Here is a 15,567-nt window from a genome sequence, read left to right on the forward strand (position 1 = left end):
ATTAATTGATGTAAAATAATCTAGAAGCAATTCCGTCTGCGAAAAATTTTGCTTCGGGTTTCAAAATAATTTTATTTTCTTTCTTTTCGACTAAATTTTCGTTGATTAATTGATTGAGTTCTTGATGAAAAGAATTAACTAAAGGTTGAGAAAATTCTGAATTAATTCGATTTAAATCTATTCCATAAATTGTTCTCAATCCTATCATTATCATTTCATTAAATTTTTCTACTTCATTTAAAACTTCAATTTCTTGAGGTAGATTATTTTCGTTGATAGCTTGTATGTATTTAGAATTATTTGCAATGTTCCAAGCACGAGTTTTTCCGTTATAAGAATGCGCAGAAGGTCCAATTCCTAAATAATGAATTCCTTTCCAATAATTAGAATTGTGTAAAGAAAAATACTCTTCTTTTCCGAAATTGGAGATTTCATATTGAATAAAATCATTCGAAGTTAAAGTGTCAACTAAAAGTTGAAATTGTTCGTTTTGACGATCTTCATCAACCGGTTTTGTGATTCCTTTTTTGATTTGATGATCTAAAATTGTTTTTTCTTCGACTGTTAACGCATAAGAAGAAATATGTGGAACATTCAGCTCAATTGCTTTTTGCAAATTTTGCTTCCACATTTCGTTGGTTGTGGTCGTAGAACCATAAATCAAATCAATAGTGATATTTTCGAAACCAAAATCTTGCGCCAATTTTATCGAAGTTTCAGCTTCTTGTGCATTATGTGCGCGATTCATTAATTTCAAATCTTCTTCAAAAAATGATTGAACACCAATCGAAAAACGATTAATCGGAGTTGATTTTAAGAAATTAAGTTTTTCTTTATTCAAATCATCAGGATTCGCTTCGAGTGTAATTTCCTTTAAATTTTTGGTTGAATAATTTTTATAAATCGTTTCGAAAATACTTTCTAATTCAATTTCGGACAGGATAGAAGGTGTTCCTCCTCCAAAATAAATCGTTTCTAAAGGTGTTGAAATTTCATCTTTTCTGATCTCAAGTTCTTTATTAATTGCTTGAATTAAATTTGATTTATGTTGAAGATTTGTCGAAAAATGAAAGTCGCAATAGCTGCATTTTTGTTTACAAAACGGGATATGAATATAAATTCCTGCCAAAATATTATGATTTGAAGCAAAATTATAATGAAATTATAGGCTAAAAAAATTGTTATAAAAAAAACTAAAAATTAATATTGGTTTTGTAAATAAATCTTATATCTTTATCAACGAAAATAAAATACTATGAATAAAGGAACTGTAAAATTCTTTAATGAAGAAAAAGGATACGGATTTATTAAAGATGACGAATCAGGAAAAGAGTACTTCGTACACGTTTCTGGTTTAACAGACAAAGTAGCTCAAAACGATAAAGTATCTTTTGACTTAGAACAAGGAAAAAAAGGCATCAACGCCGTTAATGTGAAAGTAATCTAATTAATATATTATCTCAACATATTTCTTGTAAGCGACCTATTTAGGTCGCTTTTTTTATTCTTTGATTTCGTCGCTATTTTGATAAAACTCTGCATCACGAAGCAATTCATTCACGAAATGATACAATCTTCCTAGCTGATATTTTGCCAAATAATGACCATATAAACTCGCTAAATAGGTTCCTAAAGTAATCAATAATGCAATAGGAATACTCCAAATCCATACACTATTTCCTTGTACAATATATTCGGAAACCGCATAAGAGCCTAAGGTGATAAAAATAGCTCCGCTCAAACCATACAAAAATGCGAAAAATGTCCAAACATTAGAAGGCGGACCAATAATTCCTCTTACAACCAAATAGTTAGGATGATCATCGTCATCTTCAATTCTGATTTGTAATTGCGGGTGCCAATATTTATCCTTGTCTTTGCGGACACGAATCATCGCAACTTCCTGATTGGCATAACCTCCGTATTCAGTAGAATTTGTTTCAAGGTGTTTTTTGATTAAATCAATAAATTCTTGTTTTGATAAATGCGTAAAAACCTTAAAACGTGGTCGGCTTAAAAGAGATTTAATTGGAACTTTTTGGCTCATATTCTATTACTTTCTTTAAATTTACAATAAATGTTTAGATTATGACAAAAATCATTTCTGATACTTATGAGAAAATTTATGAAATAGTTCGTCAAATTCCCGAAGGACGTGTTTCTACTTATGGATTGATTGCAAAATATATAGGAGAAAAATTTTCGGCTCGCGTGGTTGGTTATGCAATGAATCATGCACATAATCGAGAAGATGTTCCTGCGCATCGTGTTGTAAACAGAAATGGTTTGTTAACTGGAAAACATCATTTTAATCCTTCGAGTTTGATGCAGCAATTGTTAGAGAATGAAGGTGTGGAGATTATAAATGATAAAGTGATTAATTTTAAAGAAATTGTATGGGATCCGAATGAATCTCATTAAAATCTGTAACAAAATTTACTTTCTTCTTACTAATTTTACAAATCAAATGATATAGAAAATGGAATTTTTATTGCAAGCTCAAGGCTTAACAAGAAAATATAAAGATAAAGTTGCGCTTAATAATTTTAGTATCAATATTCCACAAGGTTTTATTTATGGACTTTTGGGACCAAATGGTGCTGGAAAAACGACTTTTATTCGTATTGTTAATCAAATTACAGCGCCAGATAGCGGGACAATTTTGTTGAATGGAGAACCTTTGACGAAAAAATCAATCGGTCAAGTTGGTTATATGCCAGAAGAACGTGGTTTGTACAAGAATATGAAGGTTGGAGAACAGGCACTGTATTTTGCAAAACTGAAAGGTCTTTCTTCTGCGGAAGCTAAAAAACGTACCGAATATTGGTTCGAGAAACTTGATATGATGTCTTGGTGGAACAAGAAATTGAGCGAGTTGTCGAAAGGAATGGGACAAAAAGTTCAGTTTGTGATTACAGTTATTCACAATCCTTCTTTGCTGATTTTTGATGAACCTTTTAGTGGATTTGATCCTGTAAATGCGCAAATTATTGCGAATGAAATTCTTGAATTAAGAGACAAAGGAACGACAATTATTTTTTCAACGCATCGTATGGAATCTGTGGAGGAAATGTGTGATCATGTTGCTTTGATTAATCAATCGAATAAAGTATTAGATGGAACAATTGAAGAAGTTAGAAATCAATTTAAGACAGGGAAATTTTCGATTCAATTGAATGAAATTCCCGCTGATTCTCTTCAAAATTTAGCGAATGAATTTGAGATTTCGGATGTACGAAACATTAATCAACGAACTGAATTTAATTTGTTATACAATAAAGAAACACCAACTAATGTGATTTTAGATAAATTGATGCAAGTGGGGCAAGTTCATCAATTCAAAGAAATTATTCCTTCGATGAATGATGTGTTTTTGGAAGCCGTTAAACAAAGTTCAATTCCTAATCTTTAAGCTAATTATCAAATGAAAAATATATTTTTAGTTGCACAACGCGAGTTCTTTTCTCAAGTAAAAAACAAAGCGTTTATTGTTATGACTTTTCTTTCGCCTTTGTTGATTGTTGGGGCAGGAGCGGTGATTTTCTTTTTGAGTTCTGCGAATAATTCGGAAGTGAAAAATATTGCAATTGTAGATGAAAGTACAGAGTTTGTAACCTCGTTTAAATCGACTAAACAAATGATGTTCAGTATTTACACGCCTCAAGAGTTGAAATCTATCAAAGATACTTTGAAAGGAAGCGAATATTTGAATGCGATTCTTCATATTCCGAAAAATACAGATGGAAATTATGAAAATATCGAGAAAAATACTGAATTAATCACAAATGGAAATCTTGGAATTACTGATCGAGAAAAACTTTCGAGAACGATTAGTGATAAAATAGAAAAAGAAAAACAGGCAAAATCTGGTATTGACAAAGCGGCTTTAGAAGCTTCTAAGGCACGTGTTAACCTGAATGTTTTTAACGTTACAGACGGAAAAGAAGATAAAGGAATGGAGTTAAAAATCGGATTATCGATGTTTTTAACTTACATTATTTTCATGTTTGTGATGATTTATGGTGTAAAAGTAATGCGTTCTGTGGTTGAAGAAAAAAATAATCGCGTTGTAGAAATTATCATTTCTTCTGTAAAACCTTTCGAATTAATGATGGGTAAAATCTTAGGAACGACAATGGTTGCAGTCACGCAATTTGCTATATGGATTGGAATGACAATGGGGTTATTGATTTTATTTCCAACAATTGCTGCTTCAAGAATGGATATGTCGCAACAAATGATGAATCAAGCACAATTAGCTGAGACTAATCCAGATATGATGCAAAAAGTAACAGAAATTAGCGAAGTATTGTTAACGTTTAATTATCCGTTAATCATTTTTGCTTTTATTTCTTATTTTATCTTAGGATATTTGTTCTACAGCTCTGTTTTCGCGGCAATTGGTTCTGCGGTTGACAATGATACAGATACGCAACAATTTACATATTTTCCTTTAGTTCCGATGATGATTGGACTTTACGGAAGTATGACAACTTTCGAAAATCCTGATGGTCCAGTTGCTTTTTGGTTATCAATGATTCCATTAACTTCGCCCATCTCAATGATTACTCGAATTCCTTTCGATGTTCCGATTTGGCAATTAGCTTTATCCTTATTTTTGCTTTTAATCAGCACCATATTTATGGTTTATATTGCTGGAAAAATCTATAGAATTGGAATTTTAATTTATGGTAAAAAACCAACTGTGAAAGAAATGGTGAAATGGATTTCCTATAAAAACTAATTTTACACAACTATAAAACCAAAAAAGAGCTTGATTTATCAAGCTCTTTTTTGATGATAGATATTCGATTTATTTTGTAATCAACGTAAATGTTTTATTCATAATAGAATCCACCTTAAAGGTTAATTTATCTGCACCTTTTGCATTTAAATGATCTGAATTTTTGAAATCTTTTTTACTGAAACTTTTATTATTGATAAAATAATCGATGAAAATGACATTATCATATTCCGATAAGCGATTAATATTATTTTTTAAGTTGAAATACTGAGGTGTTTTTATAACATAATTTTTATACAAATTAGTTGTAGGAGTAGCTAATAGAACAACTTTTATATCATTTGATTTTGCTTGTTTTATAATTTGTTCTAAATCATGATAATGTGTTTTTATAATATGTTGTATTTGATTTGAATTCAAATTTGCACAATGTCTTTCAAACGTTTTTTTAGCATAAATACTATCATTCCAACTTGGTTCGTATCGCTTATTTATATATCCATTAGTATCTATTGTCAAATTATTTTTATCCTCAATCCAATATTCTTTTATTCGATTATAATTAACTTCAACAGGCTCTGAAAAAATTTCGTAATTAAGATTTAACTCGTTATTATTTATATCAACATTCCAATAAATGGAATAATATTTTAACTTTTTTTGGTTAAAATCATTCAATTGTTTTGTAAACGAAAAATACGAAATGGGAATAATAATGGTTTTTAAATTGGGTAAATATTTTCGATTTTGTTCAAAAACTTTATAATCTAAATCCAATGATTGAGCAGAATGCGCAGCATTAAAAGTTTTATTTTTAAATAATTTTGGATTGAGTCCAGTAAAAGTATGAGAACTCCCAAGAATCAAAGTTTCTATTTGTTTTCCATTTTCTTTTAAATAATTTGCTTTGTATTTGTAATCATTGGGAATTTTTCGAAGTGTTTGTTCTATTCCAATTATTAGCATAATAACAACTATGAATAAAGGTATAATGAAGTGTACTATTTTTTTCATGAAGATCTAGAAATCTTGAAATTTCATTTTTTAGAATTGTACAAAAGTAAAGTAATTCGGTATATTTTTTTGTCAATTTTTCACCTACTTTCTTATTTTAAACTTACTTTTGAGTTAAAATTCGATAACATGATAAATCCAAATGATAGACTATTAGTGATAAGTACGAGTACTATTCACGGTTATAGTTTTTTAGAATATATAAAAGATGAAATCAAAGAATTTATTAATTCTGATGAAATCATTTTTGTTCCCTATGCGCGTCCTTCGGGAATTTCGTACGATGATTATACGCAAAATGTAAAAGATGCTTTGCAAACGGTTGGAATTTCTGTAAAAGGTTTGCATACTTTCGAGAATAAAAAAGAAGCCATTTTGCATGCGAAAGCGATTTTTATTGGAGGAGGAAATACATTTTTATTGCTAAAAACGTTATATGAACTTGGTTTGGTAGAAGAGTTGAGAAGTGCTGTACATAATGGAACGCCATATATTGGAACTAGCGCAGGAAGTAATTTGACAGGTTTAACAATTGGAACAACAAACGATATGCCGATCGTTTATCCACCAAGTTTTGATGCATTGCAATTTTTACCTTTTAATATTAATCCGCATTATTTGGATCCTGATCCAAATTCTACGCACAAAGGAGAAACAAGAGAAACACGTATCAATGAATTTCACAAATTTAATCATCAAGTTGTAGTTGGATTGAGAGAAGGAAGTTGGCTTCGTGTAGAAAATGGAGTGGTGGAGTTGAAAGGAAAATTATCTGCCCGAATTTTTAGACAAAATGAACAACCAATTGAGTTTGAATCTGGTATTATAGAAGAAAAAGTTTATAGTATTTAAATAAAAAATCCTCAACTAAATTTAGTTGAGGATTTCAATTTTAAAACAATTTATATAAAACTAATTACTTCAATTTTTTAGCAACATACATTTTTTCTGCTAATTGAACAGCTTTGTACGCATCAACAACACCGCCTGTTACAGAAATATCTGTTAAAGCAGGATTTTTGTTGACAGATTCTAACAAAATTTGTTTGATATCTGTTGCAGTTAATTTTGGATAATGTGCCCAAACCAAAGCCGCAACTCCCGCTACAACTGGTGAAGCCATGGAAGTTCCACTTTCGTTTTTGTATTCACCATCTTTATTAGGAACGGTAGAATATATTTCATTTCCTGGTGCAAAAACGTCTACAGACTTTTTACCAAAATTAGAGAAACTTGCTCTTAAATTATTATTATCCATTGTGTTTGCTCCAACTGTAATTACGTTTTTAGAAACTTCTGCACCTTTGTTATCATAAACAGTAGGGAAGTGAATTTCGTCATCAATATTTACGTTTTCATTTCCAGCAGCTTTAATCAATAAAAGACCTTTTTTCTCCGCATATTTAAATGCATCCCAAACAATTTGTTTATCTGGAGAATAAGCTTTTCCAAAAGACATATTTAAGATTTTTGCTCCATTATCTGCAGCATAACGAATGGCATTTGCAACGTCTTTATCGCGTTCGTCTCCATTTGGAACTGTACGAACTGACATGATTTTTACATAACCATTTCCTGCGATTCCATCCATTCCAATTCCGTTCCCAGATTTTGCCGCAATAATTCCAGAAACGTGCGTTCCGTGCATAGAATCAGGACCGTCTACATCATTATTTCCGTAAAAACGTTCTGATTTATCAGCATAATTATCACCAACAATTGGACGAGGATCTAATTCTGTATTCAAGTTAATTTCAACTTGTTCTTTGTAATATTTTGTTCCTTCTGAAATTTCATTTCCAACTTCTGTTAAGAAATCTTTCATCGATTTTCCTTCCCAAGCTTCTTTCGGAACCATACCAAAAATAATCATCCCTTGTTGTGCTTCTTTAGAAACAGGTTTAAAAGACATCATATTTTTTTCATTCAAATCTTTTTCGCCCCATTCTTTAATCAAAGCAGGAAATGCAACCGAGAAAACATCATTCATCTGCGTATATTGTGCTGCATTTTGTTTTGCTTCGGCTAATTTATCTTCGAATGCAGGTTTTATTTTTTGATATTCTTCAAATTCTTTTGGGAATTTCGTTTTGTTTGAAGCTGCATCTTTACTTTTTTCGAATAAATCACGGTATTTTACAAAAAGACGTGTTAACTCTAATGTATCTCCATCAACATTTTTACCATCTTTTCCTCCGATAAAATTCCAACCGTGAATATCATCAACATAACCATTCTTGTCATCATCAATTCCATTTCCAGCAATTTCTTTGGTGTTTGTCCAAATATTATCTTTTAAATCTGGATGAGTAATCTCAACTCCAGAATCTAAAACACCAACAATTAACTGTGAAGGTTTACGTTTTTTTGATTCTAAAAATTGTAAAGCTTTTTGAGTATTTACACCATAAACACCACTTTCTTCGAAAGATTCGTGTTGCCAATATTTTTGATCAACTTTAGGCAATGGTAGAGCAGTTGTCGTTTCTTGTGCGAACGATGCCACACCAACAAACATGGCAACTGATATACTTAATAAGAATTTTTTCATAATTGATTTATCTATATGTCGAGAAACAACCGAAATTGTTACATCTAAAATTATCTCGAGTTTAAACGCAAAAAAGGCTCCAAAATTTGAAGCCTTTTTATAATGTTGTGTTAAATTTAAAATTATTTCAATTTACGTTGTTTGTAAATTTCTTCAGCTTTTTGTACAGCTTTGTAAGAATCTACAACACCTCCAGCAACAGAAATCTCTTTTAATTGCTCATTTTTATTAACTGTTTCCATTAAGATATTACGAATATCTTCTGCAGTTAATTTTGGATAATGTGACCAAACCAATGCTGCAACACCAGCAACAGCAGGTGAAGCCATAGAAGTTCCGTTTAAGAAACGATATTGATCAACCCCTGGATATGTTGCATAAATCTCTTGTCCTGGTCCAAAAACATCTACCGATTTTTTACCATAGTTAGAGAAACGAGCTTTTAAAGCATTTGGATCTTTAGTAGAAGCACCAACCGTAAGAACAGATTTAGAAACAACATTTCCATTTCTGAAATTAGTTGGATAATGTACATGAACATCAATATCTTCGTTGCTATTTCCAGCCGCTTTAACGATTAAAACACCTTTATCAGAAGCATATTTGAACGCATCCCAAACTAAATCTGCATCAGGAGAATAAGGTTTTCCGAAAGACATATTCAAGATTTTTGCTCCATTGTCAACTGCGTAGTAAATTGCATTTGCAACATCTTTATCGCGTTCGTCTCCATTTGGAACTGTACGAACCGACATAATTTTTACATTATTTCCTCCAGTCGTTCCTTCAGAACCGATATTATTTCCTCTTACAGCACCGATAATTCCAGCAACGTGAGTTCCGTGAGAAGACTCAGGTCCGTTAGAATCTCCGTTTCCATAAAAACGCTCTTTCTTATCATTTGGATTGTCAACATCTTTACGATCAACCAAATCTAAATTTAAGTGAGAAGATAAAGCATCTCCCTTCGCAGCACGACGAGCAGCTCCTAAATAGGTATTCGAAACTTCTTTCATCGTTTTCCCAACCCATTGCTCTTCTTTCAATTCACCAAAAATCCATAAAGCTTCTAAGATTTGAGAATCTGTTGGTTGGTAATTTTTTAAAATATCTTTAGTTAATTTAGTATCTCCAAATTCAAGAACCATTTTATTTACACCACCTTCAACAGCATTCAATTTAGATTGAGCAACTTGTTGGTTATATTTTGCTTTTCCTACAGCGCTTAAATATTCTTTTTCAATTTTTTGAAATTCAGCATATTCAGTAGGATTTTTTACAATAGCTTCATGATTTTTCTTTTGATCGAAAGTTGCGTATTTAGATGATAAAGCTTTGTAAACACGTGTTAATTCAGTGGTATCATCATTGTAATTGATTCCTTTTGCTGTTCCTAAAAAAGACCATCCATGTACGTCATCAATGTAACCATTTTTGTCATCATCGATTCCGTTTCCTGGAATTTCTTTTGGATTTGACCACATATTTGCTTTCAAATCTTCGTGAAAATTTTCAACACCGCTGTCCAAAACTCCTACAATAATTGTATTTGCTTTTCTTTTGTTGTCTTTTAAGAATTGTAAAGCTTGATCAGTATTTACACCATAAACACCTGTTTGTTCTACACCTGCATGATACCATTTTTCTTTTGGTACTTCTGTTGTTTGTGCTTGAGCAAACCCTAATGTAAAGGCAAATCCTAAAGCAATAAATAATTTTCTCATGTTGTTATTTTATTAAGTTTTTTAAATATACTGCGGCACTTGGTCCTTCGCTAAAAAGTAAATCTAAGATACTCAAACCTTCTATAAACTCAAATTTATCATCAAAAACTTGTGCATATTCTGGTAAGTTATATTGAGGTGCTTTTTTAGCAGAAAATTGATTTCTGAAATCATTTTCAGGATTCAGATCTTGATAGGTTTCAGTTTTAGAAATCTCCAAATCTAAGCTTAATTTCTTGTTGATGAAATCAATTGTTTTTAGATTAAAATCTAAAAGAAATTTCTCTTTTTGTTCTAAAATTGGAATAATTTCATCTTCATAATATTCAAAATATGGAGAACTTTGATAAGCTGATTTTAACGATTTGATGTGTTCTTTTTGCCAATCATATTCATAAGAAGGTTGCAAATCTTTGAACAAACGTGTTCCGTTGTGTAAAATTGGAATATTCAACATTAATTTACCATTTGCGCCCAAAATATACATGCGGTTACGGTAAGTTTGCTTTTGAAAATTTTCTTGAACTTCGATATCCAAAGTTTGGCTTTTTACCATTTCTGCATAGTAATCAATCGGTCCAAAATAAAAAGCTGCAAACGTATTTTTCATTCTATTATTTTATATGGAAATGTGCATTACAAGTAGCTTATAATGCACATTTATAGTGTTGTTAATTTTATAATTTAGAGGATTTTAATCACTCTTTTTATTAATATTTGTTCTTCTTTTTCTCTTTACGAGCTTTTACAATATCATATCCAATCCAACCAATTAAGGCAATTAGAACATAAATTCCGTAAGAAGTTTTGTCAGGATTATCATTATTAATTGATGTAAAGAAACGATTCCAAATAAATTTCTTAGGAGCAGCAGGCTCGAACATTCCGTTCATATTTGCCCAAATCATAATTGGACGACCAATAATATGATCTTCTCCAACATAACCAAAGAAACGTGCATCTAATGATTGATTTCTGTTATCACCAACCATAAAATAGTAATTTTGTTTGATTTCGTATTTATTTGTTTTTTGATCATTGATAAATACATCAAACTTACCGTTTGTAGAATCAACTCTTAATGTATTGTTTTCATAGCGACGAATAATGTTAATATATTGCGCTAAAGTCTCTTTGTTAACATCAACTACATCACCTTTTTTCGGAATGTATAAAGGTCCGTATTGATCAGGATTCCAGTTTTTGTTTACTGGAAAAATAGTGTTTGTACTATCAATTTTTCCATTTACAATATGTTCCGTTTTTTCACCTACAGGTTGTAAAATAGGTTCAACAGAAACTACATTTGCATTAGATTTCATTGCTGTAACATGAGCATCAGTCAAAGCTGCAAATTGATAAATAAATGTTCCGTCACCTTGTTTTGCAGCATTATAATCTGTACTTATGATTCCGAAATTATCGTATAATAATTTATCACTGAAAGGAGTTTTTACAACAACTGTATAAGCATGCTGAACTTGTGCATCTTTTTTCGGAATGAATTTTTTATCGTTTACATATAAAACTCCATTACGAATCTGTACAGTTTCTCCTGGTAAACCAACTAAACGTTTTACATAAGCATCTTTACGATCGATCGCATTGTAAATAGAATCTGTAGGATAGTTGAAGACAACAATATCATTCGATTTTAAATCTCTCCAACCTGGAATACGCATATAAGGTAGGCGAGCTTTGTCGATAAAACCATCTCGGTAAATAAATTCTGAGAATGGAATTCCGATTGGTGTCATAGGAACACGCGCTCCATGACTTACTTTTTCTACAAATAAAGCATCACCAATTTTGATTGTATTTTCCATCGATCCTGTTGGAACAATCATTGGTTGAATAAACCAGTTATGAACCAAAGTTGCTAAAACAAGGGCAAAAATTAAGGAAGAAACAAATGTTGGTTTGCGTTTTTCTGGACCTAAATATTTTGGATTATCAGAATAATTAACCGCAAAAATGTATAAACCTAAAGTCAAAACCATAATGACTTTGTCTTTTGTTTCAATTTTTCCGTAAGAATCTCCTAAATCAACAAAGAATACTAACCAAAAAATAGGACCAACAATTGGCAAATAAAATAGAATAATCCACCATTTTGGACGATGGATAATTTCTAAACCTTTCCAGATATTTAGAAAAGGAATATAAGCTTGAATTGCTTGCTTTCCAGCATTTTTATATAATTTCCAAGTTGCAGCTCCAAAGATTATATTGGCAATAATAAAACCAATTAACCAGTAAATTAGTACATGCATAAGTTTTTGATATTTAGTATTTTAATTTAGTTCAGTTCAAGTACATCTTTCATTGTGAAAACACCTTGTTTATTCCAAATCCATTCCGCAGCAATCACGGCACCTAAGGCAAAACCTTTGCGAGAATGCGCCGTATGAGAAATCTCAATAGTATCTACATCAGAGTTATATTGTACGATATGTGTTCCGGGAACATCCTCGATTCTTTTTGCTTCAACTGGAATAATGTCTTTTGCTTTTTCGTCCATCGACCAAGAATTATATGTTGAATTGTCAATAATTCCTTCTGCAATTGTAATCGCTGTTCCAGAAGGTGCATCAAGCTTTTGTGTATGATGAATTTCTTCTAGATTAATTTGGTATTCGTTACGATATTTATTCATCATTCGAGCTAAAATAGAATTTAATTCGAAGAATAAATTAACGCCCAAACTAAAGTTAGAAGCATATAAAAAAGCGGTGTTATTTGAAATTGCTAAATGATTAATTTCTTCTTGTTTATCTAACCATCCTGTTGTTCCACAAATTGTTGCGATTTTATTTTCAAGTAATACTTTAAGGTTGTCGTAAGCGAATTCTGGTCTCGAAAATTCTATTGCAACTTCAACATTATTTAATTCTTCCGCAAGTGGAGTACGAGATATTTTAAGTACAACTTCGTGTCCGCGTTGAATTAAAATTTCTTCAATGGCTTTTCCCATTTTTCCGTATCCTATTAATGCAATTTTCATCTGTAATTTCTAAAATTTTAAGTTAAATGCCAATCCTAAAACTGGCTCTAATGTCATTTCATCTTGAATGACTGTTGGTTTGAATGACATTTCTGTGTCATTACGAACTGTGAATAAATGCGCATCAACAGTAGCATCTACAATATTTAATAAATAAGCTAATGCAGTTAAAGCGACACTATAATCGCGTTTGCGTTTGTAATCATCTTGAATAACTGCCAATTGCTCCGCAGATAAAATTCCTGTGAATTCGTTTGGTGTTCCTTCTCTTACCGCAATATAAGCTTTTCGGTATTTTTTGTACAAATTATTGTAATAAATCGTGAAACCTGTTCCTGTACCTACTAAACCAAGCGCAATAGGTGCTTTTAACCATTTTTTGTTATACAATTGTCCAGCACCAGGTAAAATAGCCGAATACAAAGAGGCTCTAATTGGACTTTTCTCCATTAATGCTTCTTTAGTTACGCTCATTGTATCGTTTACAATAGCATTATTTTCGACAACGACTAAAGAGTCCGTTTTAACTTGACCGAAAGCAAACGTCGAAGAGATCGTTAATCCAAGTAAGAATGCTTTAATTTTCATTTAAAAATTTTCTTAATCGTTCAAACTCATCATCAGAAGTAAAATTCAAAATTATTTTACCTTTTCCATTATTTGCACATTTTATTTCAACTTTCGTATTCAATGAATTTGAAATAGAACTTAATGCTTCTTTGTACTGAGAAGGTAATTCATTTGTTGCTTTTTTCTCAGGTTTACCTTCTTTTATCGATTTGATTAAACGTTCTGTATCGCGAACAGATAAATTGTTTTTGACAATTTTTTCGTAAATATCAAATTGTAAATCAGTATCATCAATAGCCATCAAAGCGCGACCGTGTCCCATTGAAATCATTCCGTCACGAATTCCTGTTTGGATAATTGGGTCTAATTTTAATAAACGCAAATAATTGGTAATAGACGTTCTGTCTTTCCCAACACGTTTACTTAATTCTTCTTGTGTTAACTTGATTTCATCAATCAATTGTTGGTAAGAAAGCGCAATCTCGATCGCATCTAAATCTTGACGCTGAATATTTTCGACCAATGCCATTTCCAGCATTTCTTGGTCATTTGCTAAACGTACATAAGCTGGAATTGTTTTTTTACCAGCTAATTGTGAAGCGCGAAAACGTCTTTCACCAGAAATCAATTCATATTCACCAGTTGGTTTTTTACGAATCGTAATCGGTTGAATAACGCCTAATGTTTGAATAGACGAAACCAATTCCTCTAAAGCTTTTTTATCGAAATTAGTTCGTGGCTGCCAAGGATTCGCGGTGATTTTTTCTAAATCTATTTCCAAAATGTTTCCAACCAATTTCTTTGCACCTTCATCTTGTGCTGTTTTTACAGTTGGTTCATCCTTTAATAGAGCAGATAATCCACGTCCTAAGCGATTATTTTTGTTTGGCTTTGCCATTTTATTTAAACTGTATCGTTGTTGTTAATTAAAAATTCACGCGCTAAATTTAAGTAATTTTCTGCACCTTTACTTGCTGCGTCGTACTGAATAATTGTTTCGCCAAAACTTGGTGCTTCTGACAAACGTACATTTCGAGTAATAATTGTTTTGAAAACCATTTGCGGAAAATGATTGTTCACTTCGTCTAATACTTGATTAGAAAGGCGTAAACGCGAATCATACATCGTCAACAATAAACCTTCAATATCCAGTTCTTTGTTGTGATGTTGTTGAATTCCTTTTATCGTATTTAATAATTTTCCTAAACCTTCTAATGCAAAATATTCGCACTGAATAGGAATAATCACAGAATCTGCAGCTGTAAGCGCATTCAAAGTAATTAAACCAAGTGAAGGCGCGCAATCTATAATAATATAATCATATTGATCTTTGATTTCTGATAGCGCGTTTTTTAACATGTATTCGCGGTTCTCGTAATCTACAATCTCAATCTCGGCAGCAACTAAATCTAAATGAGCAGGCATCAAGTCTAGGTTTGGCGATTCTGATTGTAAAATAGCTTTGCTCGCAAGCACTTCATTTTCCAATACTTCATAGGTTCCAGCTTCGATTTCATCCAAATCAAAACCCAAACCAGATGTTGCATTTGCTTGCGGATCTGCGTCAATTAATAAAACTTTTTTCTCTAAAACACCTAATGAAGCGGCAAGGTTTAACGAAGTTGTCGTTTTACCAACACCACCTTTTTGGTTAGCAATAGCAATAATTTTACCCATAATTTACGTTCAAAACGATTTCAAAAATACAATATTTAACCTTGCTAAACCTTAAAGAAAAAATAAATTTTTGAATAATTGTTGAATATTTGTTTTACATCATAAAACATCAGTTCTGTAAAGCTAAATTTTAATATTATTTTATCTTTTTAACAGAATTAAAAAACTTATATTTGCGACAAGTATTTTTATAATTTTTTTAATAAAAAAAGTTGATGAGTTTTAACCTTTTATTCGAAAGCGTTGAGAATAGAAAGAGCTTTAACGCAGTAGTTTTAATGAA

16 protein-coding genes are annotated in these 15,567 nt (G+C 31.4%); 5 read left to right on the forward strand and 11 right to left on the reverse strand.

From position 1 onward, the window contains the following. Position 1: 1 nt before the first annotated feature. Positions 2-1,129: a radical SAM family heme chaperone HemW gene (hemW, locus tag B3R94_RS12565; RefSeq protein ID WP_115000397.1), complete on the reverse strand. Its 1,128-nt coding sequence runs from the start codon at positions 1,127-1,129 to the stop codon at positions 2-4. 126 nt (positions 1,130-1,255) lie between these two features. Here hemW and B3R94_RS12570 point away from each other — a divergent pair, with 126 nt between their 5' ends. Beyond that, positions 1,256-1,447: a cold-shock protein gene (locus tag B3R94_RS12570; protein WP_038330556.1), complete on the forward strand. Its 192-nt coding sequence runs from the start codon at positions 1,256-1,258 to the stop codon at positions 1,445-1,447. A gap of 54 nt (positions 1,448-1,501) precedes the next feature. On the opposite strand, the gene B3R94_RS12575 is transcribed toward B3R94_RS12570, so the two are convergent. Continuing rightward, on the reverse strand, positions 1,502-2,047 hold the full coding sequence (locus B3R94_RS12575; RefSeq protein ID WP_115000395.1) for a hypothetical protein: 546 nt from the start codon (positions 2,045-2,047) through the stop codon (positions 1,502-1,504). A 41-nt stretch (positions 2,048-2,088) separates the two neighbouring features. Here B3R94_RS12575 and B3R94_RS12580 point away from each other — a divergent pair, with 41 nt between their 5' ends. The 3 genes from B3R94_RS12580 to B3R94_RS12590 are packed head-to-tail and all read left to right on the forward strand — an operon-like array spanning position 2,089 to position 4,744. After that, positions 2,089-2,421 carry an MGMT family protein gene (locus B3R94_RS12580; RefSeq protein ID WP_115000393.1) on the forward strand — a complete coding sequence of 111 codons (333 nt, stop codon included), beginning with the start codon at positions 2,089-2,091 and terminating at the stop codon, positions 2,419-2,421. 58 nt (positions 2,422-2,479) lie between these two features. Next, a complete protein-coding gene (locus tag B3R94_RS12585) occupies positions 2,480-3,412 on the forward strand; it encodes an ABC transporter ATP-binding protein (RefSeq protein WP_291101222.1) in 933 nt (310 codons plus the stop codon). A 12-nt stretch (positions 3,413-3,424) separates the two neighbouring features. Next, entirely contained in the window at positions 3,425-4,744 is a 1,320-nt protein-coding gene (locus B3R94_RS12590) for an ABC transporter permease (RefSeq protein ID WP_291101225.1), read from the forward strand. Positions 4,745-4,813: 69 nt separating this feature from the next. On the opposite strand, the gene B3R94_RS12595 is transcribed toward B3R94_RS12590, so the two are convergent. Continuing rightward, the gene (locus tag B3R94_RS12595; protein WP_291074625.1) at positions 4,814-5,710 is read right to left on the reverse strand and encodes a hypothetical protein; all 897 of its coding nucleotides are present in this window, start codon (positions 5,708-5,710) and stop codon (positions 4,814-4,816) included. Between the two features lie 177 nt (positions 5,711-5,887). Between B3R94_RS12595 and pepE the strand changes: the two genes are divergently transcribed. Continuing rightward, positions 5,888-6,610, forward strand: coding sequence for a dipeptidase PepE (gene pepE, locus B3R94_RS12600; protein WP_291101228.1), 723 nt, complete (start codon positions 5,888-5,890; stop codon positions 6,608-6,610). 64 nt (positions 6,611-6,674) lie between these two features. On the opposite strand, the gene B3R94_RS12605 is transcribed toward pepE, so the two are convergent. The 8 genes from B3R94_RS12605 to B3R94_RS12640 all read right to left on the reverse strand — a co-directional run bounded on the left by B3R94_RS12605 (position 6,675) and on the right by B3R94_RS12640 (position 15,284). Continuing rightward, the gene (locus B3R94_RS12605; RefSeq protein WP_291101231.1) at positions 6,675-8,309 is read right to left on the reverse strand and encodes a S8 family peptidase; all 1,635 of its coding nucleotides are present in this window, start codon (positions 8,307-8,309) and stop codon (positions 6,675-6,677) included. Between the two features lie 122 nt (positions 8,310-8,431). Next, positions 8,432-10,033: a S8 family serine peptidase gene (locus tag B3R94_RS12610; protein ID WP_038330569.1), complete on the reverse strand. Its 1,602-nt coding sequence runs from the start codon at positions 10,031-10,033 to the stop codon at positions 8,432-8,434. A gap of 4 nt (positions 10,034-10,037) precedes the next feature. Beyond that, on the reverse strand, positions 10,038-10,643 hold the full coding sequence (locus B3R94_RS12615) for a WbqC family protein (RefSeq protein ID WP_180904454.1): 606 nt from the start codon (positions 10,641-10,643) through the stop codon (positions 10,038-10,040). Positions 10,644-10,743: 100 nt separating this feature from the next. After that, a complete protein-coding gene (lepB, locus tag B3R94_RS12620; RefSeq protein ID WP_038330574.1) occupies positions 10,744-12,306 on the reverse strand; it encodes a signal peptidase I in 1,563 nt (520 codons plus the stop codon). 26 nt (positions 12,307-12,332) lie between these two features. Further along, positions 12,333-13,037 (reverse strand): 4-hydroxy-tetrahydrodipicolinate reductase, encoded by a 705-nt coding sequence (dapB, locus tag B3R94_RS12625; RefSeq protein WP_115000386.1) that lies wholly within the window; start codon positions 13,035-13,037, stop codon positions 12,333-12,335. Between the two features lie 9 nt (positions 13,038-13,046). Next, complete coding sequence (locus B3R94_RS12630; RefSeq protein ID WP_115000384.1) at positions 13,047-13,625, reverse strand: DUF5683 domain-containing protein; 579 nt, start codon at positions 13,623-13,625, stop codon at positions 13,047-13,049. Then, entirely contained in the window at positions 13,615-14,505 is an 891-nt protein-coding gene (locus tag B3R94_RS12635) for a ParB/RepB/Spo0J family partition protein (RefSeq protein WP_291101235.1), read from the reverse strand. The genes B3R94_RS12630 and B3R94_RS12635 overlap by 11 nt, the downstream gene beginning before the upstream one ends. 5 nt (positions 14,506-14,510) lie before the next feature. Next, positions 14,511-15,284: a ParA family protein gene (locus B3R94_RS12640; protein ID WP_038330582.1), complete on the reverse strand. Its 774-nt coding sequence runs from the start codon at positions 15,282-15,284 to the stop codon at positions 14,511-14,513. Positions 15,285-15,567 lie beyond the last annotated feature (283 nt).

The sequence above is a fragment of the Empedobacter sp. UBA7611 genome (assembly GCF_002484365.1).
GTDB classification, from domain to species: domain Bacteria; phylum Bacteroidota; class Bacteroidia; order Flavobacteriales; family Weeksellaceae; genus Empedobacter; species Empedobacter falsenii_B.